The sequence below is a fragment of the Bacillus silvicola genome (assembly GCF_050524305.1).
Taxonomy (GTDB): domain Bacteria; phylum Bacillota; class Bacilli; order Bacillales; family Bacillaceae_G; genus Bacillus_A; species Bacillus_A cereus_AT.
Map to the genome: position 1 here is coordinate 1 of NZ_JBNGVC010000002.1, position 21,566 is coordinate 21,566.

The following is a 21,566-nucleotide window of genomic DNA, read 5'->3' on the forward strand; positions in this document are numbered from 1 at the left end:
ATAAATTTCGATTATCTCTTGGTAACTTTCAATACTTTTCAAAAAATACATTATTTGAATTAAAACAAAATTTATCTACTATTGGTCAACAGCTTCAAAAAGTAGAGAGCGAACTTGCTCAGAAAGCGATTGATCCATCTGCAACTATGGAAAGTCTTAAAGCCTTAACAATCAAAGAAAGATCTTCAAATGCGTTTTAATGTAATTAAAGAACAACATGACACGATGGAAGCTGAACAAAAAGCACAATTTCAAAATCGAACTGGTTTGCAATCTATTGAAGATCCAAAACAAAAGGTAGTTGCAGCGAAAGCAGAATTGGTTCGAGCTACAATTCGTGGAGGTACCTTGTCACAAGAAGCACGAGCAGCTCTTGGTGATAAAAATTCAACAGGTGGTGAAAAGATTCTTCCAACTACAATGACAAATGAATTATTGCATGAACCATTTGTCAAAAACCCGTTAAGAGATGTATCTACATTTACCAGTGTAACAAACCTTGAAATTCCTAAGGTTACTTTTACATTAGATGATGATGATTTCATTGCTGATACAGCAACAGCAAAGGAATTAAAAGCAGAAGGTGATGTTGTAACTTTCGGACGTAATAAATTTAAGGTGTTTGTACCTATTTCTGAGACTGTTTTAGCAGCAACTGATACAAACTTAGTACAAACTGTAGATCAAGCGTTAGAAAGTGGTTTAGCAGCAAAAGAGAAGAAAGTAGCATTTGCTACAACACCTAAAGCTGGGGAAGAGTCTATGTCATTCTATAAAGCTGGCATTAAATCTGTTAATGGTCAGAATTTATATGAAGCTATTACAGCAGCAGTTGCAGACTTGCATGAGGATTTCCGTGAAAATGCAACAATTGAAATGCGTTATGCGGATTACATGGCAATCATTAAAACGCTGGCTAATGGTAGCGCTACGTTATATAATGCGCAACCAGAGCAAGTTTTAGGAAGCCAGTTAAATTTTGTGATTCAGCAGTAAGTCCTGTTGTTGGTGATTTCAGATATTCTCACTTCAACTATGATCCAAATATGATTTATGATCGCGATAAAGATGTGAAAACAGGCATTGAACTATTTGTTTTAACAGCTTGGTTTGACCATAAAATTAAACTGAAATCAGCATTCCGCATTGCAGAAGTACAGAGTACACCCTAATCCTCCCCAGGAACCAACAGGATTAAAAGTTGATTCTACAACAGTAACAACGGCCAACATTAGTTGGCCTCCTGTTGTGTATGATGGGGGCATTAAAGAGTATCATATATTCGCAATGGAAAACAAGTAGGGACATCAGTAACAGCAACCTATAAAGATACAGGATTAACTGGTGATACAACATATTCTTATCAAGTGAAAGTAGTTGGAAATAACGGATTAAATTCTCCTTTAAGCGTTGAATTATCAGCGAAAACCAATACTTCAGGATCATAGGTGATTATATGCTTAGAGCTATTAAAAGGGAAATTAAAAATCGATGGAGATGAAGAGGATACAGATATTCAACTTCTAATAGATGGAGCAAAAGAATCCTTATTAGGAGCTGGTGTTCCTGAAAGTGAAAAGGCACTATATAAGATTGCGGTAATAACACATGTTTTATTAAACTATGAGAATCAAGATAAATCATTAAATGTCCCTGCATTAAAACAGTCATTAGAAACTACTATACTCCAATTAAGGGACTATAATACCGGTGATAATCATGAACCCAAGTAAATTAAATAAACGAATAACAATTCAACAAGAAACAACAAATAAAAAAGATGAAGATGGGAATCCAGTTCCGTCAGAATGGAAAGATCTTGTCACTGTTTGGGCAAGAGCAAAAACACCATTTGGAAAGGGATTTAACTATGAAATATTCGCTGGAAATACCGAAAATGCGGTACGAACAGTGAATTTTTTTATGCGATTTCGCAGGGGAATCGATTCGAAAATGCAAGTCCTATATGCTGGAAGGCTCTTTGAAATCAAAGCTGTTGTAGATGTTGATGAAGAACATAAAGAAATCTGTTTAGTGTGTGAGGAGCGGTCCATATGGCAGAAGTAACGACCTTTGGAATCCAGGAAGCTATTCAGCGTTTCGAAGCGTTAGGAAGAAACGTAAAAACCATTGAAAACGCAGCGTTAAAAAAGGGCGCTGGAGTAGTGAAAGATGCATTAGAGGTAGAAAGTCCAGTCAGTGCATCTCCTAAACCGCCTTCACCCAAAGAATCTTGGCGAACAGGGAAACATGCAAAAAATGAAGTTCTTGTTGGTAAAGTGAAGACTCGAAATGGAGTCAAATCAATTAGTGTAGGATGGGAAAAAGATGATAATTCCCCACACTTTTATATGAAATTTCAAAACTGGGGAACCAGTAAAATGCCACATCCACCGCATAAAGGATTTATAGAAAAAACAGTAACCCATACAGAAGTAAAGGCAATTCATGAAATGAGAAATGTCTTTGTAGCGGCGTTGCATATCGTATGAGATTTCTAGAAAAAGATGTGTTACGTGCTCTTACGACTCCTTTTATTGTGGAAAAGCTGGGTGGAGAATACATTTATAACATGATTCGTGGCGATGACAACGGCAAAACATGGATCACTTATTCTGAATTAGATAATAGTGCTGGAAGATACGCTGAAGGAGCGGAATCTACCAGCACTATTTTATTTCAAGTTGATATTTGGTCTTTTATGCCTGTTAAGGCTGATCTAAAAGAAGCAGTAAACACTTCTATGAAAAATATAGGCTTTAAGCGTATTACAACAGCAAATTTATATGAATCTGATACGAAAATATATCATTATGGTATGAGGTTTCGTACGGAATTAAAAGTATAGGGGGAAAATAAGTATGGCAATTGCAGTCGATTTTAGGGATTTACATTATGCAATTTTAACAGAGGCAGCAGATGGTAAGTTTACGTATGCTACACCTAAAAAAATTGGAGATGCGGTAAGTGGTAAAGCTTCTCCTAAAAATGAATCTGTTACGTTCTACGCGGAAGGTGGACCGCTAGCAACAGCAAGTGCGTTTGGTGGGGTAGAAATTGAATTGGAAACAGCAGATATTTCATTAACTACTTACGCAGAGTTGTTAGGGAAGAAACTAATTAAAGGGCAGGTAATTGATAACGTAAATGATGTCGCTCCATATGTGGCATTATTATATCGTTTACCGAAAGATAATGGAAAAAATCGTTTTTATTGCTACTATAAAACAAAATTCGAAATTCCAGAAGATGAGCATAAGACAGCGGAGGATAAGCCAACTTTCCAATCAGCAAAAATTAAGTGTAAAGCAATCCAACGATCTGATGGTAATTGGAGACATCGTCTAGATGAAGAAGAAATTGGTTACGATACAGCGGTTGCATCAAGTTGGTTTAAAACAGTTCCAGCACCACCAACGGAAGCAGCACCATCTAAATAAAAACATAGAGAAGGTACAGCTAAATGCTGTGCCTTTTATTTATGAAAGGAGATTAAAATATGCAAGAAACACAAAAAACAGAAACGTTTAAATTAATTTTAAATTTATCCGCGGGTAAAAAAACGTTCTTTCTACCTAATTTTCTTTCAGCCACTGATGCATTTGCAGCGGCAGAGTGGACAGAAAAATTAAGTGCTGAAACTGTTCCATTCGATTTATTAAAAGAAGCTACTCAATTTATCGTCAAAGTATTTGGTAACCGTTTTACCGTAGAGGATTTCCTTGATGGTATACACGCTTGGTTTTTAACATCAACTATTTATTCTATTTGTCTAGCAATTGTAGGGCGTATTGCGGAAGCGGTCGCTATTATTAGTGCTATTGATTCGAAGACGAATTCACCAAAAAAAAAGAGAGTGAGAAACAAAAGGAACCATTCAAACCAACAGAAATGATGCTTGGTATTTATAGCATGCTTCAAGATGCTGGTATATCTCAAGCAGATATAAATCAAATGGATTTAGTGCTTTTCTTTAAAACTTTAGCTTATAAGAAAAATCAAGATGATAGACAAGTAGTTCGAACAGCAAATCAGGCCCCGGATTGGTTATAAAGGTAGGTGAGATAAATGGCTGGAGATATGGAGATTGGAGCTCGGGTCACGCTTGATACACAACGTTTTGAAAATGGTGTTGCGGGGATTAATCGTGGTTTGCGATTACTAGATTCCGAGTTTAATTTAACAAGCGAACGGGCTAGGTTACTTGGAAGTTCCGTAGAGCAGTTACAAAATAAATTAACGCATTTAAATGAAAAATTCACTTTGCAGGGACAAAAAGTAGAGCATTATCGTCAAAAAATTGAACAAGCAAAACAAAAACAAGAGCAATTACAAGCTTCAAATTTAACATTAGCGGCATCGATGGAACGTCTTGAAACGCAGTATAATCAGGCTGTACAAAATTTCGGTCGTAACTCCCAGGAAGCCAAACAATTAAAGCAAGAATTAAAACAACTTCAAGCTGAATATACGTCAAACGGTCAAGCGCTTCAACGATTAAATACGCAAATCGATAACAATACGATTGCTATGAATCGTGCTGAAACAGCTCAAGAGCGGATTCAAAATGAAATAAGAGAAACGAACCGTGAATTAGCCGAGCAACAGAATCGTCTTCACCGTACTGGAGAAAGAATGCGTGATACAGGCAATAAAATGCAGGATGTTGGCGGACAAGTGGGGACTACTTTTGCAGCCATGACTGGGATTATTGGTGCTGGACTTGCGATGGCTGTGAAAGAATCAATGAACTTTGAACAGAAGATGGCTGATATTCAAGCAGTTTCTGGTGCAACTGGCGATGAAATGAAGAAAATTAGCGAACTTGCTGTACAGATGGGCGAAAAAACAAAATACTCATCTGTGGAAGCAGGGCAAGGTATTGAAGAGCTAATTAAAGCAGGGGTAAGCCTAACGGACATTATTAATGGTGGTTTAGAAGGTGCCTTGAACTTAGCGACAGCTGGGGAATTAGAATTGGGGGATGCAGCAGAAATTGCTTCTACAGCTCTAAATGCATTTAAGGATGATAACTTATCAGTAGCCCAAGCAGCTGATCTATTAGCTGGTGCAGCAAATGCTTCAGCAACTAGTGTTGGAGAAATGAAGTTTGGGTTATCAATGGTTTCGGCGGTTGCAGCTGGTGTGGGACTTAGTTTTAAAGATACAACAACAGCATTAGCTTTATTTGCACAGAATGGTTTAAAAGGATCAGATGCAGGTACTTCTTTGAAAACCATGTTAGCAAACTTAATACCAAAATCTAATGAAGCTTACGATATGTTTAGTGAATTAGGATTAATCACAATTGATACTGGAAAAGCAATGCAGTTTCTCGGAGAAAAAGGGATTAAACCAACTTCAACTTCCTTTAAAGATGTAACAGGAGCGTTATCAGAATATGCGGCTAAACAAGCTGGTGTAAAAGTTGGATCTGAAAAGGCAGAAAAAGCATTCCAGAAGTTAACTTTTTCAACTGGTATTATGACAAACGCCTTTTTTGATTCAAATGGAAACCTAAAAGAAATGTCTGATATAGCTGAAATTCTTCAAATGGCAATGCAAGGATTAACCGCAGAACAAAGACAATCATACATGTATACATTGTTTGGATCAGATGCTATTCGTGCCGCTAATATTCTTTATAAAGAGGGCTCAAATGGTGTGAAAAATATGTATACAGAAATGTCAAAGGTAACAGCATTAGAAGTTGCTGAGACAAAGATGAATACAACAAAAGGAAAGATTGAAGAATTAAGTGGTGCTGTAGATACTCTTAAAAAGTCATTTGGTGATGCGTTGTTACCTATTTTAGTTGATGTAGTATCCGGTGTTCAAGGTGTCGTAGATTGGTTTAATAATCTAGATGAATCTACACAACAAATGATTGCTAAAAGTTCTTTATTAGCTTTTGGGATAGCAGGAGTAACAGCAGCTGTAGGATTCCTTGCTATGGGTGTCGGAGCTTTGTTGGCAAATCCAATTGCTCTAGCGATTACAGGAGCAGTCCTTGCTGTAGGAGCGCTTGGCATAGCAATAGTTGATCTAAATGAAAAATCAAATCAAGCTCAAACAAATATGGCTAAGTTTGGTCAGAATGTAAGTGATGCTACAAGCAAAGCAGCTGGTGCTTATGTCGATTTAAAAGATAAAGCTATTAATAATATGATGGATTTGAAACTTAAAACAGGTGAAGAAGCAAATAAAGCAGCTGACGAAACCATTAAAGCTTTTCAAAGAATGACGAATGAAGTCATCAAAGAGTTAGAAGGAAAGAAAAGTGAGTTTAATAAGATGTTTAGTCAGTTGATGGGAACAGTACCTGAAAGTGCGAAAGAAACTTTAGAGCAGGTTAAGAATAATGTAATTGAATCTATAAATAAAGAAATCGAAGTCGCTACACAAGCAGAGAAGATTTTAGAAGAGGGGATTAAAAGGTATCAGGGAGATACCATGAAAATGCCGAAAGATTTTGCTCAGAAGTTTGATCAAGCTCTACAGGTTGCTGATAAGAATGTCCAACAGTTTTATACAAAATCTAAAGAAATAGCATCTATTTCAAAAGAAATTGAATCAGGTGGAATGTTATCTTTAGATGCTGGTAAAAAGCGTTTCGAAAGCATCATAAAAGTATATGATGATGGTGTTAAATCTTTAGAAAAACAAACTAAAGGTTGGCGTGAAAATGTAGAGAAGGCTTTTAAACTTGGTGAAATTAAACCAGAGGAAAGAAAAGCTACATTAGATGCTATTGCACTTTACGAATCAAAACATGTTAATGATCTACAAGGAATCAGGAACGATGGATTTAAAGTGTTACAGCAACATTTAAAATCGGAGGATGCAGAGACCTTAGCATCACAAGCTAAAAGAATTGAAGCGGAGGACAAAGGATGGGGCGAACGATTCAAAGCCGCGTATGGATACCGGGAAAAATCTGCTGACTTAGAACAACGATTTAGAAGTGATCAAGAAAAAGCAGAAAAAGATTACCAAGATAAATTACTTCGATATGAATTGCAATATGGAAAATCAAAGATTGAAAGCATAGGGATGTATCTTTCTGAGCTTCAAAAAGGTACAGAGTCGTCTAGATTGTTAGCGGAATCAATGGCAACAGAAATTGACGGTAAAATGAAAATTGATTTAGGACCAGCTGGGCAATTTACGATCGATACCTTCTTACAGAAACTTCAAAAAGGCGAATTAGATTCTTCAGCTGTAGCAACCGCGAATGCAAATAAATTGAAAGATGTTTATAAAGTAGATCTTTCACAAAGTGGTATTGAATCCATGCAAAAATGGATTGATGGTATTAAAACAAAGGATACCAGTCAAGTGAGAGAGTTTTTAAATAAAAATATGCAAGGTGATACCACTATCGATCTAGGAATCTACGGAAAGATGACGATGGATTCGTGGATTACAGGTCTTCAAACCGGAACGTTGTCGTTTGATACTGTATTCCAATTCTTTCAACAAAATGTTAAGAATGGTATGAAAGTTGATGCTACTCAAGAAGGTCAGAATAACATACAAACCTTAATTAACGGAATGCAAATTGGAGCGTTATCATTACCACAAGTCGCACAGACTATGGGATTAGATATTAAAAGCAATGTTCAAGTTGATCTTGGGGAAGCAGGACAATTTAATGTTCAGACGCTTGTTCAAGGTATGCAAAATGGTTCTATCAATGCTGAACTAGCAGCGAAGGCAATTTCATTGTTAGTTGAAAATGGAGCAAAGTTAGATTTAACACAAGTTGGATTTGATATAAGTCAAACTCAAGCTAATGGGATATCTACTAATACAGCTCCTGAAACAGCAGCAACAGGGAAGAAGCAAGCTGTGGAAGGAATTATGGGTAGTACAACTGATGGTGGCGGTGGTAATAAGAGTGGTAGTGAACTAGGACAAGGCATAGTTAGCCAAGATGGCTATATTAGGGGAAGTGCTTTGCAAGTAGTTGCTAGTGCTCATGGTGCTTTTAATACTATTAATGGAAATCCAGCTGGTAATCAAGGTGGACAAGGTGTTGGTAGTGGAATTGTTAATCAAAGCGGTTATATAAGAGGAAGTGCTTTAGAAGCTGTAAACGCGGCTCATGGAGGCTTTAATACAATCAACGGTACTCCGCAAGGGCAAAAAGGCGGGAGCCAGTTTGCTGAAGGAATGGAAAATACAAGGGGACAAGCGAGATCGAGTGGTTCTAATGTAGCGGAAAGCGGTAATTCTGGTCTGAAAAGTGTTAGTTCTATAAGCCCTGGTGAAGCGTTTTCTAGTGGATTTGCTAGCGGTATTTCTAATGGTAAATGGAATGTGCAAAACGTAGCAGCAAGTTTGGCACGAGGCGCATTTGAAGCGTTAAAAGCCACGTTAGATGTAAACTCTCCATCGAAATTAACACGTGATCAAGGTGGTAAGCCTTTTAGCGAAGGTTTTGCACTTGGTATAAGAAAAATGTCCTACATGGCTGAAGATGAAAGCCGTACTCTTGGTGAAAATGCTCATAAGTCCCTTATAAATACGCTACATCCTAACAATTTGGCATTTGCTGGTGTTCAAATGGCGCAAGGAATTGCTTCGGGTATCAAAAGCCAATATTCTCTGGTACGAGATGCGTTACAAGATACAGTATCAGGCGCTATGGAGGGAATTCATTCGGTAAATCCGAAAGAAATATTTAGTTCTGAAGGTATTGCAATGTATGATGCGAGCAATCTTTCTAGATGGAGAAAAGTGATATCAGATAATTCTAATGTTGTTCAATATAAATCTAACAGTGATAATTCGAATAGAGGACAAAATATGCCGTATACTCAGAGAGAGTTAGCGCAGAAAAATCCAATACAAATTAACATTGATGGGATGACATTGGCAGAAATATTATTGTCTCCATTAGATTTGTTACAAAACAATCAGTACAGTACTCAATTGTTTATGCAAGGAGGGAAGTAAGTGATTCCTCAAACTTTAACTGTTATAACGAGTAATGGAGAAGAGTTTATTATTGAAACTAATAATGCAATGGAAGTATTAAACTTCCTTCCACCATCCCCTTTATACAATGCTCAATATGAAAAAATCGATGGAAATCATGGAGAAATCGATTTAGGTGGAAGTTTCGATGCAAGAGATAACATTCGCACTAAAATTCTATTTTATGCAAAAGATATTTGGGATTTTTATCTGTTTCGTGATGAAATTTTTAAATTGTTCGCTTCCCAAGAACCATTTTATATTATTACAAATAGACAACCCGGAAAACGTTGGAAGGTCAGGGTTGCAAACACTTATGAAATTGAGCCTCAAGCATTTGGGCAATATGGGGAATTTAATATTATTTTTAAATCAGCATCATCTTTTTGTGAATCAGTGGGGACGACAATGGATCCATTTACCTTTGATTCTGGATTGTGGCAAATAGGACAAAACTTACCGGCAGAAGATTTAATTTATAAACATAGTACAAGTTCATTCCGTATTTATAATGCTAGTGATATTGAAATAGATCCAAGAAAGCTTCCACTTGTAATTCGAATTCGTGGAGCAACAAACGGTTTGACGATCACCAATCGAACGACAGCCGATGTATTTAAACTCAACATTCCAACTACAGCTGGTGATACGATTGAATTGAATAGAGTAAGAGTATTTAAGAATGGTAATACTGTATTTACAAGTACAAATAGAAAAGTTATTAGATTAGCTCCTGGATGGAACGACTTTATTGTGTCGGGTATATCAGGGGCTTTTCAAATTGAGTTTGATTTTAGATTTTATTATTTATAGTTGGTGATGTTATGACCGATATATATATCAGAAGTATTAGCGGAACTGAAGAAATGTTGACGGATTTTGAAGTTTCAAGAAAAGACGGTGTAAATGGAGATAAAACAATAGATGTGAAAGTCATTAAAACAGAAACAAATGAACACGCCTATTCGTTAATTTATAATCAAAACATCTTTATTTACGAGGATGACGAATACATTATTAAAAACTTTAATGAGAGAACAATAGGTAATAAAGTAGTACGAACTTGTAAGGCGATTCATCGTATGTTTGAAGATTTAACGGATAACCATATTTACGATCAAATAAGTGGAACTTTCCGACTAGATAAAATGCTGGAGTTCGCTTTAAAAGGTACAGGGTATAGGATCGTTATATACAACAATCAGTTATCATTAAGTGTGGAAGTTGAAAATTTTGGTGATGAAAACTCATTGGCATTATTCAAAAGTATCTTAGCTAAATTTGGAGCAGAATTTGAAGTTGTTGGCAATGAAATAACGGTAATGAAAGAAATTGGTACTTATACAGATGAACAATTTCGATATTACTTTAATATTAAAGATCCCTCTCAAGATATTGATACGACTTCATTTGCAACATATATAAGGGGATATGGTAAGCCAAACGAAGAAGATGGATCTTACGTTGTTACAGCTGAATATACTAGTCCGCTTGCGAAAGTTTATGGTATAAAACACGCTAAGCCTGTACGTGATGAACGGTATACGGATTACAACAGTTTAAAAGATCGAATTATTCGTGAGTTACATGACAGTATTGATATCTCGGTTCAGTTGACAGCAATAGAAGCAGAAGAATTAGGTTGGCAATATATTAACAAAGGCGATTATGTATGGTGTATTATTGACCCATTTGATTTAGATGTACGTATACGTGTTGTTGAAGTTGAGGATTTTTCTAATAAAAATAAATCGTCAATTTATACGCTTGGACAAATTAGGCGTAAAGCTTCAGATATAATGGTTGACCTAAAAGCATCACAACAAGCCGTAAAAAAAGATATTGGTGATACAAAGGTAACCGTCATACAAACGCAGCAAGCTGTTACAAAAGCAGTCGAAAAATTCGATACAACGACAATAGATGTTACTGAAATGAAGTCTACTATTAAACAAACTAACGAAACGGTTAATGAACAAGGTGGAGAAATACGTACACTTAAACAAGAAGTACAATCGCTAGAATCTAGTGTCGGTGGTATAGAAATTCCTGTCATACCAGGAGTTGTAACTGAAACAAAAGATGGATTAATGAGTGCAGCTGATAAGAAGAAAATAAATCAAATAAAGGTTGAAACAGGACAAGTTTATGACTTGCCTATTTTAATACAAAAAATTAGTACATTAGAGAAAGAAAACAGTACTTTCAAGCAGCAGATACAGAGTTTAGATGATCGTGTGAAAGTATTAGAAGGAAATAAACTAGTTTAAAAAACGAATTTTATGAAAAGGTGGTGTTAGGGTTGCAAATTCAAAAACTTGACCTTCATATTACCCCAACAAATGCTGTTTTTGGAAGGGATTATAGAATTAAAGAAAATGAAAATAAAAATAGAACAATGGCAGCTATTAATGAGCAAACAGGTTACATTAAAGAAGAAATTGAAAAACAACACGGTCGGATCGATCATCTAGTTATTGAGGGGTCTGGAGATAGTAATCCTGAAGTTATTGATTCTAGATATAGTTCTTTGCTTTCTTCCTCTTTCCCAGTACTAAATACACGTTTGGAATTTATCGAAAAAGATTTAAAAGAAAGATGTGTAAATGTCTCATGGTTTGGTGTAAAGGGTGATGGTACCGATGAAACTAAACACCTTCAAAAAGCAGCGGAATTTGCAAAAACAAATAAACTAGGAATTTTTATTCCTAAAAACTTGTTAATTGCAGTTTACGATACAGTGGATTTTAGCGATATTCTTGATATCTCTTTAGAAGGAACGATTAAATCTTTTGTTGATCATAAACCTGCAATCATTATTGGTGGACATAGTTCGAAAACAGAAGCGATTCAGGCGTATATTGCGAGGGTAATAAAAGGAAACACGCTTAATTCTGATGATATTGGTGTTAAAATTATCGGAGTTAAAAATGCAAAAATAACCATCATGCACGATTTCTACACGCAACTTTATGCGAATGCAAAAATAGAAGGGATCACTTCTATTTCCTATAGTGATTTTTCGTTCGGGAAGGTAGATGTGCTTGATTTGTATGGTGAAGACCAAGATTCTTGGATTACCGATTGTAATTTTTACGGAGGTCGGTATAAAGAAATCAAAATTGGTAATTCATCAGAGTTAGGATACGTACACAACAATAACATATTTTATGAACCTTGTGTGGAAAACGGGGTTATTCGTATTTACTCAGGGAATCGAAATATTTTTAATGATGTGAGAACAGAAGGCATAACAAAATTTTACTTTCACAAAAAAACGCGTGGGAATGTAATCTATGACAATTATGTTCCGAATCCGCAATTTGCAAAAGGTTTTGGTGTAGTAGAAAAGAACGAAGGATTCGAAAATTTTGTAATGAGTAGAATCGAACAAAGCTACTATCGTATTCCTATTTTTACTTTAGATGAAGATACATTTTTCCGGCATGGACAATGTGAACAAAAAATACCAGACTATGAATCGCTAATAAAACAAAAGAACGGATACCAAATGCTTTCATGGCGTGAATTCTTCAATCAGACATTTGAAACTCAATATGTTCGTAGGATTGGCTATATCACAGATGGGAGTTATTTTAGACCGGAAGTCGCAGCATATGACAAGTCGGGAAATCTTTTGAATGAATCAGATTCCATATATGCTTCTGGATCTATTTGGGATAGCGAAGATAAGAAACAAAAATTCTTGAATAATATAGGGAGTACGGAATTTGCAGTTACTTCAGCGAACGCATCAACATTTAGACTGATTTTAAAACCAGGAACAGTGTTAGATAGCGATCGATTCAAACGTATTACGATATATATCGAAGTTCGTCGTGAACATATTCACTATGCAACCACGATTAAAAATAAGTTACGTAATTTACAATTTTTAAAGCGAGATAGACCACCTACTTTGGGAACATGGGAGGTAGGGGATAAAATAGAAAAATTCCCTCCTGTAGCCGGAAAAGAAGAAGGTTGGAAGTGTATCGTGGACGGAACACCGGGTGTATGGAAATCATATGGCCAAATATCAATTTAAAAAATGAGGAGTGTTTTTATGGGTGTAAAATTAAACAAGACATTAGATATTGGATTAGATGTTGAAGGCGCTTATGGACGAATTGATAGTATTTATGGTTCGAAGTTAGGTTTAAATTTCACAATTAATTATTACGTGTCTAGAGAAGCGTTTCTAGGAGGAAAACCATACCTAGAACAAAGAACGTATCATTTTGTCCCAAGTGTTCTTATCGGATCGCAAAATTTTATTAAGCAAGCATACTTATATCTCAAAACGCTCGATGAATTTAAGGTGGCAATTGATGTGTTTGAGGAAGGACAAGCATAAGAATTTAATAGGTTCTAGGTACAGTGAATGAAATGAGGGATGTATATGATGGTGTATATTGTTATTCAAACAATTTACAGGGAAAGTGAGATTGTAGCGATATTTAAAGAGGAAGAAGCCGCAAGCAGTTATATTGTAAATCTTAATAATAGTAAAAAATTAAAAAAGTATCCGGAATCAGAGTATGAATATTATATAGAAGCCCATGAAGTAAAGTGAATGCAATATTTATTTCCAATGAATATTTTTTAAAACTTCACAGTTAATACACCGCTAATACACAACAAAAAGATATTATACGTTGATACACATATAGAAAAACGAGGATAAATATTATGAAAAAAGACGTTAATTTCATTGTCGGTTTATTTTGGGGAAGTTTATTATCTGTTGCTTTATGGATTTCTTTTTTTGGATGGATGAAGATTGTAATACCGCATTTGCACCATTACAAAGATTGGCTAATTAGTTTTTGGGAACTTTAATTTTGGGCTTAATAAAAATTAATAAAATACGGATTTGAAATGTTATATTATAAAGAAACGCACCCAAGAATTTATTCGTAGATGCGTTTTATATTTACCATGGCAGATCATCAAATCCTAAAATATCATAATCTAGTTCTAATGATGTTATTTTCTGAATTAGGTCCGGGTTTGGATTCGGGTTCATAATATAAACTTTAGCTTTTTTAGGTAGTTGATTTAAAAAGAAGTCAATTTCTGGTCTATCAACGTCCCAATATGAAATACCAACTATAACAAATGCATCTAAATTTCTAGCAAACTTTATGTACTCGTTGAGCATTGAATGAATCCAACTAAGTTTCAGTTGGATATTATGCATAGAGGGAGGGATAATATCTGCTTCCATTCTTGGTAGAAGCCAGTCTTGTTTAGGGACAATAAATGGTAATCCTATATCATTAAGTGATGTAGTAACTCTCCATAGTTCATCAACTGGTAAACCGGAAATTAGGCCTTTTATATCAAAATCTATAGAACCATGAGGCTTTAAAATAGGTACTTTACTAACGCACTCGCTTGTACCAATTCGTGAGTATGGGATATTGGCGAATTTTAATGCCCTTTCTAAAAGAACATCATAATTAAAAGAAATTGCACAACTTAAACGAGTTCTATTTCGCTGTAGCCATTTTACCCATTTCCATTCAAATAAACTATATTCATCGATGGCGAGTTGAAATGAAGAATATGCTGCTACTAAAAATTTTCTAAGCTCACATTCTTCCTTTGACCCGTATTTGTATTTGGAAATGTACTTCTCAATTTCTTTAAAGTCATCATTCTCAGGAGGACTTATTAAAAGTTCATCCCTTATAGTTGGGAAGTAATCAATAAAATTATCATAATTTATTTTAGAGTTTCCGAATTGATGTAACGGTTTTGATGAACTCAGATCCAATTGATCAGTAAAATCTCTAGTAAAACCATTACCTACAAACAATCCAACTTTTTTCATTATCAGCACACCCCTTTATTATGAAAATATTAACATATATTTATGTAGAAGTGGACAATAATGATTTAATAAAATACGGCTGTGAGTAAAAATTCAATTCATAGATCAAGAGGAGCGATTTCGCTTCTCTTTTTATTTTGAGGAGATGATCAGTGTGAAACGAATAGTAGACCAAGCAATTTATGAAAAGCATGTTAGCCAAGAAAATAAAAACCTTGTCAAAGATTTTCTAATTGAAAAGAAAGCACAAGGGAAAGCGGCAAGCACTTTACAGCAATATCATTGGGACTTACGAATTATTTTGTTTCTAATACATCAACACTTCGAAAATAAAAATCTTATTGAATTAACACGTAAAGACATTCGAAATTTATCTATTATTTTTCAAGAGATGGGAATGTCAAATGCACGTGTAAATGGATTAATGAGTGCATTAAGGTCCGCATTAGAATTTTGTGCGGATGATGATGATTACAATTATGAATTTAATGTAGGTTCACGGGTCCGAGGATTACCTAAAAATCCAATTAGAGAAATTACCTTTATAACTGAAGAACAAATTGAGTGGTTAATCGATGAGCTATTAGCACAAGAAAGATATATGTTAGCTACGTATTTAGCAATTTCGTATTATAGTGCAGCTAGAAAAAATGAAGTTTATCAAGTTCAAAAAGAAGGATTGACAGAACAATATTATACAAATATTGTCCGTGGGAAGCGCGGTAAAAAATTTAGATTATATTACAATCCCCGAGTACGAAAATGTATTCGTTTATATATACAGCAACGCGGTAAAGATACTATTCCAGATTTGTTTGTACGAGTTTATAAGAATGGTGGGCGAAAACTTTTAAACAAAAGTGTATTTAATTACTGGTGCAAGATATTTGCTAAGATGTTGAACGAAAAGGAAGGCAAAGAATTTAAAATCAATCCTCACTGTTTCCGTCATAGCAGATTAGATAATTTAAAAGTACAAGGTGTGCCACTAGAAAAGCTAAAATCACTTGCGAATCATTCGGATATATCAACGACTGAATCTTATTTAAAAGATAGAAGTGAAGAAGATATTGCAGAGATATTTGGGATGGATCCAAGTTATTTTGCAGCATAAAAGGAGTGAAGTTATGACAATTGAAATTGGAGTACTTATTGCAATCGCATCAGCATTTATAGGGTATTTTTCGTACTCGCTGAATCGATCAAAAGAAATTAAATCAGATGGGCAGCAGGGGGCAGAAATGAAGGCAAAGTTAGAATATATCAGCAAAGGTGTTGACGATATTCGCATAGATCAAAAGGCAAGTGAAAGACAGATGGTTTCATTTGGTGAACGTATTACAAGGGTTGAAGAAAGTGCCAAACAAGCACATAAGCGCATTGATAATGTAGAAAAGGAGATAAATTAACTATGAATCAATCAAAAGAGAATATCAAAAAACGATTCCGCAATTGGAAAACATGGATTGCGGTTTTTTCTTTGCTTGGATTTTTATTTACTAAATTTGGTGTGCCAGAAGCTAAGAGTTTCTTAGATGAACTGGCACCTTATTTATTATCTGTGGGTATCGCTTTAGGAATTTGGTCAGATCATGACGATAATCAAAAAGGAGATGTTGAATAATGGGTAAGTTAGCTGGTTCAGGTGGTCATAATTATATCGTTCAAGGTGCAAACAGTATTTACGGAAAAGAACACGTTGAAGATAGACGTTTTCTTGATGCAGTTGCAAAATATGTACAAGCGGCAGGATGGAGCTATGTAAATTGTTCTGATGAAGTAGGAACAACTCAATACAACGTATGGAATAACGCAGCGAATAATCATTTGCGTATTAAAGATAGTAATGTAGATGTACAATTCCATTTAAACGCTACTCCAGGTGGTACAGGCTGTGAAGTTTGGTTGCATCCTTCATACGGGAATAGAGAATTAGCAGCAAAGATCTCAAAGGCAATGGCTGATGCATTTGGTTTGAGAGACCGAGGTATTAAATTAACAACAGATTTAGGTTGGATTAATAAAACAAAGACAGGATTACTTCCTGAAATTTGCTTTATTGATAACGAAACAGATATGCAAAAATATCGCGCTAACTTTGATAAAGCGGCTAAAGCGGTAGCTGAAGCTATTGTTGGGAGAGCTATTCAATCCGGAGATGGAAGTAACCCAGTAACACCAACACCTATTCTACCTTCAACTAATGAAACAGGAATTGCTTATATTGAGGGGAATGGCGTTAACCTTCGTAAAGGACCTGGTACTGGATACGGAGTTGTTCGTCAATTAGGTAAAGGAGAATCCTACCAAGTATGGGGTGAATCAAACGGCTGGTTAAATCTTGGTGGCGATCAGTGGGTGTATAATGATCCGTCATACATTCGTTATACTGGAGGAAATGCACCTGCAACTCCACAGGCATCCAATGATGGTGTAGGGGTAGTTACTATTACAGCAGATGTATTGCGTGTTCGAACTGGTCCTGGAACTAATTATGGTATTGTAAAAAATGTGTGCCAAGGCGAGAAATATCAATCATGGGGATATAAAAATGGTTGGTATAACGTTGGTGGAGATCAATGGATTTCAGGTGAGTATGTAAAATTTGAAAGGTAAAAAAATTATATGGATGTAAATGTGAAGTTCTTTTTTTACAAAAGAATAGTTTGGTGAAAAAAACACGAGCTATCTTTTTGACAGCTCGTGTTTTTTTATTGATATTGAATTTTAAAATTAAATGGCTTCATTTCTAATTCATAATTTTCACTTGAACCTTCAAGAGATATTTGGATTTCTCCTTTATCTACAGGTAATTTTGGAAATGCTAATGTAGCATCAGCTGTAACGCCAGGCAGTAAATCGTTTGGTATTTTAGGGTATTTAGCTTCGTAGTTATCTGTTCGTTCAAATTGTTGACCATTTACTACTAAACTTGACTTAAACTCATAGAAACTGAACTTAGCAGCGGCCTCATTTTTTATAGAAAATAACACTCTAGTTTCGTTATCGGCAAGTTCAATTTTTTTGATTGAAATTTTGTAACCGTTTTGAGCTTGTTCTTGATTAACTTCAATTGTTTTTTTTGCAGGAGCAAAAGCGGTTGCATAATCTGATTTTTCAATACTAGAGGCTAATATTAAAGGTGTTTTTAATGATGCACCGAATCCGTTTTTTCCCTCAAAGGTATCTTTAACTTCCCCTTTTACATGAATAATATCTTCGACTTTTACATCAAGTTTAGTATCTTTGATAGCAATTACAGTATTCATGCTATTGTTGAGCCCAGCCCAGCCTTGTATGTATGTTCCATCTTTATCTTTTTCAGGCTGAACAAAAACCCTAGCATAAAAATCAACTTTTTTACCTTTGTATTCCTTTGGGTTTGAATACATTTTTTCGAATTCTCCTTTAGTTAAAACTTTTTCAGATTTGGTTTGTTGCGTTTCTGTATTTTTCCCTTTAGATGATTCTTCTTTTGATGTTGTTTCTTTTGAGCAAGCAGAACCTAAAATAATAGATCCGCAAATTAAAGATAAAAACAATTTTTTCACAGTGTATCCCCCTAATATATGTTTTAAAATTACAATATTTAGTATAACAAAAATCTTACATTTTTTAATGAATAAAATGTAAGATTTTTTCTTCGGTAGGAATATTAACCCGTTTCTATCTCTTCTATCCATATATCTTCTACATGTAAATTTAGTACTTTCGCAATTTTAATGGCATTTCGTAAAGAAGGTTCACTTTTACCATGTATGATTTGACTTAGTTGTTGTGGTGTGATTTGCACTCTCTTTGCTAGCGCTCCTTGTTTTATCATCCGATCATCTAAAATTTCTTTGAGTCTACATTTCATGTTTATTCACCTCATCTTCGTATATTCGATAACAAAGTGAAAATTCCTATTTACTTTTTTTAAGGTGGACAAACAAGTTTTTATTTTCTAGTTCATATACCTATATCAAGACCACGAGGAATACCAAGTGGAAACAAGGACATCAAGAGGGGAGAGGATTACATGCGTTGGCAGTATAACCACTTGAATACAACTCCATATTTACATCCTTCCAAAGAATTACGTCAAATGTATAACGAGTCCAAATCAAGATCAGAAACGGAATCAATTATGAATCACATGAAAAATCATGAAGTGTTTAATAACAAGGAATATAAAAGATATTTCAGTTTATCCCAGGTTATTGAAGAGGATTTATACGGTGAGGAAGAAGACATTCTAAATTGGGAAACTTTAATGGAGTGTTATGATGTCGTCCTTACGAGAAAAGGCATTGCATTTCGTGAAAAGGAAGAGGAGGAATAATCATGACTCTTGCAGGAGAAGTAGTAATTATTTGGACGGCAACAGGTTTGTCAGTAATTACGATGAAGGTAGCAGAAAAAATGGGGAAGAGTGTTCCATATTGGCTTCCACGTATCACTTTGTACACAACGCTCACAGGCTCGTTCTTATACCTTCTACGTTATGTTCTAGTTATGTTTCTATGAAGGAATAGAATATAGAAGGTCAGGACAATAAGAAAGGTATAAGAAAATGCTTGTCTCGTTATATTCCAAAAGAGTGCAATGATATCCTTATAGGATATGTAAGGGGGAAATGTTTATGTTGGAGTTACTACTAGTTCCCACAGCAGCATTAACTTACGCACTAGTAAGTGATAAGTTCAAACTAAAAGATGATGATAAAAAGAAGATTCAAGTCTTTTTCGAAGTGAGTGGGATTGCTATTAAAAGAGATGATAAATTACATTATCCTAAATTTCAAAAACAAATTGATGATGATCGCAGCACAACATATATTTACACTTTACCTGTAGGTATGCCCAGCAAAATTATACAAAAGGTTGAGGATGTTGTGAGTGAGGGGTTAAACAAACCAGCTCGGATTGATTATGATAATTATAAATTAAGCATTCGAGTATTTCATAAAGACATACCTAATAAGTGGAGATGGTCCGAAACATTAGTTGAACAAGGAAAATGGCTTGTACCTATAGGGCAAAGCTTAGAAGAATTAATTTATCATGATTTTGATAAAACACCACACATGACTTTAGGTGGTTTAACACGTATGGGGAAAACCGTATTTTTAAAGAATGTAATGACATCTCTTATTACAGCACAATCAGACCATACTCATTTATACATTGTTGATTTAAAAGGTGGATTAGAATTCGGGCCATATCAAAATTTAAAGCAAGTGGAATCTATAGCAGAAAAACCGATTCAAGCGTTTCAAATTTTAAATACAATTCTTGAAAAGATGGAAGAAAAAATGTGTTATATGAAGGAAAGGCATTATACAAATGTTGTAGAAACGAATATAAAAGAACGACATTTCATTATAGTTGATGAAGGGGCAGAACTTTGTCCTGATAAAAGTATGGGTAAAGAACAGCAAAGGTTATTAATCGCATGTCAAAGGATGCTTTCTTATATAGCAAGGATTGGTGGGGCGCTTGGTTTTAGATTGATTTTTTGTACACAGTACCCAACAGGTGATACATTACCGCGACAAGTTAAGCAAAATTCAGATGCGAAGCTAGGATTTAGATTACCGACACAAACAGCTTCTCAAGTAGTTATAGACGAATGTGGATTGGAAACGATTAAAAGTATACCTGGACGCGCTTTGTTTAAAACGGATAGGTTAACAGAAATTCAAGTACCTTATATTTCTAATGAAACGATGTGGAATGTACTAAAACAATATGAGGTGGAGAAACATGAACATACAAACACACATCAAAATGAATCGTCAGATGATGATTCTGACCTCGATTAGAAAGCTGAAGTTTGCTACACGCAGGCATTTAATGGCTATACATGATTTAGGTGGTATAAGAAATGCAAACCGTATATTAAAGGATTTAAGCTCGTACGTTAATAGCACAGTGTATAAAAAAGAATATGTATATTACTTAAATAAAAAAGGGCGTATGCTATTCGATGATACAGAAAAAATAGTACCAACAATTCGATTAGCACACAGCCTTATGAGAAATGAAGCTTGGCTCTATCTGTTTTGTCCGGATGACTGGCAGATAGAAACAGCTATACGTTATAAAATAGATGATAAAAAGAAGACCATTATTCCAGATGTGAAATTCCGAGATGAAGAAGGTATTTTAAATGCTGTAGAAATAGATCGGACTCAGATGATGAATGTAAATAGCGAGAAGATGAAAAGGTATGGTGAGTTTGCAACTTACTACAAAAATAAATATAAAGGAAAAATACCAATCGTTCATTTTTTTACCCTAACGGAATACAGACAAAAAACTTTAGAACAATTTGCAATGAAGAATGGCGTTTACGTGAAGGTGTATGTTGTTCCAGAATTTCAATAAAAAAGAGCTGAATGAAAATCCAGCTCTTTTGCCCCCTTTTTTCTTAATAACGCCCCACCTTTGCCCCGCTTTTTAGAAAAGACTAGAAAACGTATGAAAAAACCAAACGATGAAAACCCAGATATAACAAGATGTTTAAAAGAGGAGAAAAACAAATAAAAGGGGTGTATCTATTTTTAGGACAAGGGCAATAGAAGAAATAAAAAAAGTGCTAACAAGTTTGCAAACGAACTTGCTAACACCTATACGAAATAGACATAAAATATCGCTGATATGTCATTTGATAAAACAGTAATAATTTAGTACTTATAATGAACCACTATATATTATAATAGAAATCGTAAAACATATTGTTTTACAAAAGTAAACGTATC

General features: G+C 34.9%; 25 protein-coding genes and 2 pseudogenes. 24 read left to right on the forward strand and 3 right to left on the reverse strand.

All coding sequences use genetic code 11. The features are described from left to right. The 16 genes and pseudogenes from ACP6L7_RS06945 to ACP6L7_RS07020 all read left to right on the forward strand — a co-directional run. A pseudogene (locus tag ACP6L7_RS06945) lies at positions 1-1,172 on the forward strand (phage major capsid protein); the annotation flags it as partial. Positions 1,173-1,248: 76 nt separating this feature from the next. After that, positions 1,249-1,448, forward strand: a pseudogene (locus tag ACP6L7_RS06950) (fibronectin type III domain-containing protein). 6 nt (positions 1,449-1,454) lie between these two features. After that, positions 1,455-1,733, forward strand: a complete 279-nt coding sequence (locus tag ACP6L7_RS06955; protein ID WP_430529025.1) for a head-tail connector protein — start codon at positions 1,455-1,457, stop codon at positions 1,731-1,733. After that, positions 1,720-2,067, forward strand: coding sequence for a phage head closure protein (locus ACP6L7_RS06960; RefSeq protein WP_430528986.1), 348 nt, complete (start codon positions 1,720-1,722; stop codon positions 2,065-2,067). The genes ACP6L7_RS06955 and ACP6L7_RS06960 overlap by 14 nt, the downstream gene beginning before the upstream one ends. Then, positions 2,055-2,492: an HK97-gp10 family putative phage morphogenesis protein gene (locus ACP6L7_RS06965; RefSeq protein ID WP_430528987.1), complete on the forward strand. Its 438-nt coding sequence runs from the start codon at positions 2,055-2,057 to the stop codon at positions 2,490-2,492. Before ACP6L7_RS06960 ends, ACP6L7_RS06965 begins: the two co-directional genes overlap by 13 nt. Then, positions 2,489-2,848 carry a structural protein gene (locus tag ACP6L7_RS06970; RefSeq protein WP_430528988.1) on the forward strand — a complete coding sequence of 120 codons (360 nt, stop codon included), beginning with the start codon at positions 2,489-2,491 and terminating at the stop codon, positions 2,846-2,848. Before ACP6L7_RS06965 ends, ACP6L7_RS06970 begins: the two co-directional genes overlap by 4 nt. A 13-nt stretch (positions 2,849-2,861) precedes the next feature. Then, positions 2,862-3,440: a major tail protein gene (locus ACP6L7_RS06975; protein WP_430528989.1), complete on the forward strand. Its 579-nt coding sequence runs from the start codon at positions 2,862-2,864 to the stop codon at positions 3,438-3,440. A 59-nt stretch (positions 3,441-3,499) separates the two neighbouring features. Then, on the forward strand, positions 3,500-3,895 hold the full coding sequence (gpG, locus tag ACP6L7_RS06980) for a phage tail assembly chaperone G (protein WP_430528990.1): 396 nt from the start codon (positions 3,500-3,502) through the stop codon (positions 3,893-3,895). Between the two features lie 17 nt (positions 3,896-3,912). Then, a complete protein-coding gene (locus tag ACP6L7_RS06985) occupies positions 3,913-4,053 on the forward strand; it encodes a LysR family transcriptional regulator (RefSeq protein ID WP_430528991.1) in 141 nt (46 codons plus the stop codon). Positions 4,054-4,068: 15 nt separating this feature from the next. Beyond that, positions 4,069-8,961: a phage tail tape measure protein gene (locus ACP6L7_RS06990; RefSeq protein WP_430528992.1), complete on the forward strand. Its 4,893-nt coding sequence runs from the start codon at positions 4,069-4,071 to the stop codon at positions 8,959-8,961. Then, the gene (locus tag ACP6L7_RS06995; RefSeq protein WP_430528993.1) at positions 8,962-9,795 is read left to right on the forward strand and encodes a phage tail family protein; all 834 of its coding nucleotides are present in this window, start codon (positions 8,962-8,964) and stop codon (positions 9,793-9,795) included. A gap of 11 nt (positions 9,796-9,806) precedes the next feature. Beyond that, the gene (locus ACP6L7_RS07000) at positions 9,807-11,252 is read left to right on the forward strand and encodes a phage tail protein (RefSeq protein WP_430528994.1); all 1,446 of its coding nucleotides are present in this window, start codon (positions 9,807-9,809) and stop codon (positions 11,250-11,252) included. Positions 11,253-11,284: 32 nt separating this feature from the next. Continuing rightward, entirely contained in the window at positions 11,285-13,030 is a 1,746-nt protein-coding gene (locus tag ACP6L7_RS07005) for a hypothetical protein (protein ID WP_430528995.1), read from the forward strand. Positions 13,031-13,048: 18 nt separating this feature from the next. Beyond that, positions 13,049-13,339: a hypothetical protein gene (locus ACP6L7_RS07010; protein WP_430528996.1), complete on the forward strand. Its 291-nt coding sequence runs from the start codon at positions 13,049-13,051 to the stop codon at positions 13,337-13,339. A gap of 45 nt (positions 13,340-13,384) precedes the next feature. Next, positions 13,385-13,558 carry a hypothetical protein gene (locus ACP6L7_RS07015; protein WP_430528997.1) on the forward strand — a complete coding sequence of 58 codons (174 nt, stop codon included), beginning with the start codon at positions 13,385-13,387 and terminating at the stop codon, positions 13,556-13,558. Between the two features lie 116 nt (positions 13,559-13,674). Beyond that, positions 13,675-13,824, forward strand: coding sequence for a hypothetical protein (locus tag ACP6L7_RS07020; RefSeq protein WP_430528998.1), 150 nt, complete (start codon positions 13,675-13,677; stop codon positions 13,822-13,824). A 94-nt stretch (positions 13,825-13,918) separates the two neighbouring features. Here the strand turns inward: ACP6L7_RS07020 and ACP6L7_RS07025 are convergent, their stop codons facing one another. Continuing rightward, a complete protein-coding gene (locus ACP6L7_RS07025; protein WP_430528999.1) occupies positions 13,919-14,821 on the reverse strand; it encodes an SIR2 family protein in 903 nt (300 codons plus the stop codon). A gap of 154 nt (positions 14,822-14,975) precedes the next feature. On the opposite strand from ACP6L7_RS07025, the gene ACP6L7_RS07030 reads away from it, so the two are divergent. The 4 genes from ACP6L7_RS07030 to ACP6L7_RS07045 are packed head-to-tail and all read left to right on the forward strand — an operon-like array spanning position 14,976 to position 17,437. Continuing rightward, positions 14,976-15,935, forward strand: a complete 960-nt coding sequence (locus ACP6L7_RS07030; RefSeq protein WP_430529000.1) for a tyrosine-type recombinase/integrase — start codon at positions 14,976-14,978, stop codon at positions 15,933-15,935. A 13-nt stretch (positions 15,936-15,948) separates the two neighbouring features. After that, positions 15,949-16,230 carry a hypothetical protein gene (locus ACP6L7_RS07035; RefSeq protein WP_430529001.1) on the forward strand — a complete coding sequence of 94 codons (282 nt, stop codon included), beginning with the start codon at positions 15,949-15,951 and terminating at the stop codon, positions 16,228-16,230. 2 nt (positions 16,231-16,232) lie between these two features. Further along, the gene (locus ACP6L7_RS07040; RefSeq protein WP_430529002.1) at positions 16,233-16,445 is read left to right on the forward strand and encodes a hypothetical protein; all 213 of its coding nucleotides are present in this window, start codon (positions 16,233-16,235) and stop codon (positions 16,443-16,445) included. Further along, entirely contained in the window at positions 16,445-17,437 is a 993-nt protein-coding gene (locus ACP6L7_RS07045; protein ID WP_430529003.1) for an N-acetylmuramoyl-L-alanine amidase, read from the forward strand. The genes ACP6L7_RS07040 and ACP6L7_RS07045 overlap by 1 nt, the downstream gene beginning before the upstream one ends. Positions 17,438-17,532: 95 nt before the next feature. On the opposite strand, the gene ACP6L7_RS07050 is transcribed toward ACP6L7_RS07045, so the two are convergent. Together ACP6L7_RS07050 and ACP6L7_RS07055 are read right to left on the reverse strand one after the other, a co-directional pair. Beyond that, positions 17,533-18,372 carry a DUF4352 domain-containing protein gene (locus tag ACP6L7_RS07050; protein WP_430529004.1) on the reverse strand — a complete coding sequence of 280 codons (840 nt, stop codon included), beginning with the start codon at positions 18,370-18,372 and terminating at the stop codon, positions 17,533-17,535. Between the two features lie 104 nt (positions 18,373-18,476). Beyond that, a complete protein-coding gene (locus ACP6L7_RS07055; protein WP_430529005.1) occupies positions 18,477-18,680 on the reverse strand; it encodes a helix-turn-helix transcriptional regulator in 204 nt (67 codons plus the stop codon). Positions 18,681-18,842: 162 nt separating this feature from the next. Between ACP6L7_RS07055 and ACP6L7_RS07060 the strand changes: the two genes are divergently transcribed. The 4 genes from ACP6L7_RS07060 (at position 18,843) to ACP6L7_RS07075 (ending at position 21,192) form a co-directional block, all read left to right on the forward strand. After that, positions 18,843-19,145 carry a hypothetical protein gene (locus ACP6L7_RS07060; protein WP_430529006.1) on the forward strand — a complete coding sequence of 101 codons (303 nt, stop codon included), beginning with the start codon at positions 18,843-18,845 and terminating at the stop codon, positions 19,143-19,145. Positions 19,146-19,147: 2 nt separating this feature from the next. Beyond that, entirely contained in the window at positions 19,148-19,330 is a 183-nt protein-coding gene (locus ACP6L7_RS07065; RefSeq protein ID WP_430529007.1) for a hypothetical protein, read from the forward strand. Between the two features lie 115 nt (positions 19,331-19,445). Further along, complete coding sequence (locus ACP6L7_RS07070; protein ID WP_430529008.1) at positions 19,446-20,627, forward strand: FtsK/SpoIIIE domain-containing protein; 1,182 nt, start codon at positions 19,446-19,448, stop codon at positions 20,625-20,627. Further along, complete coding sequence (locus tag ACP6L7_RS07075; protein ID WP_430529009.1) at positions 20,569-21,192, forward strand: replication-relaxation family protein; 624 nt, start codon at positions 20,569-20,571, stop codon at positions 21,190-21,192. The genes ACP6L7_RS07070 and ACP6L7_RS07075 overlap by 59 nt, the downstream gene beginning before the upstream one ends. Positions 21,193-21,566: the final 374 nt, after the last annotated feature.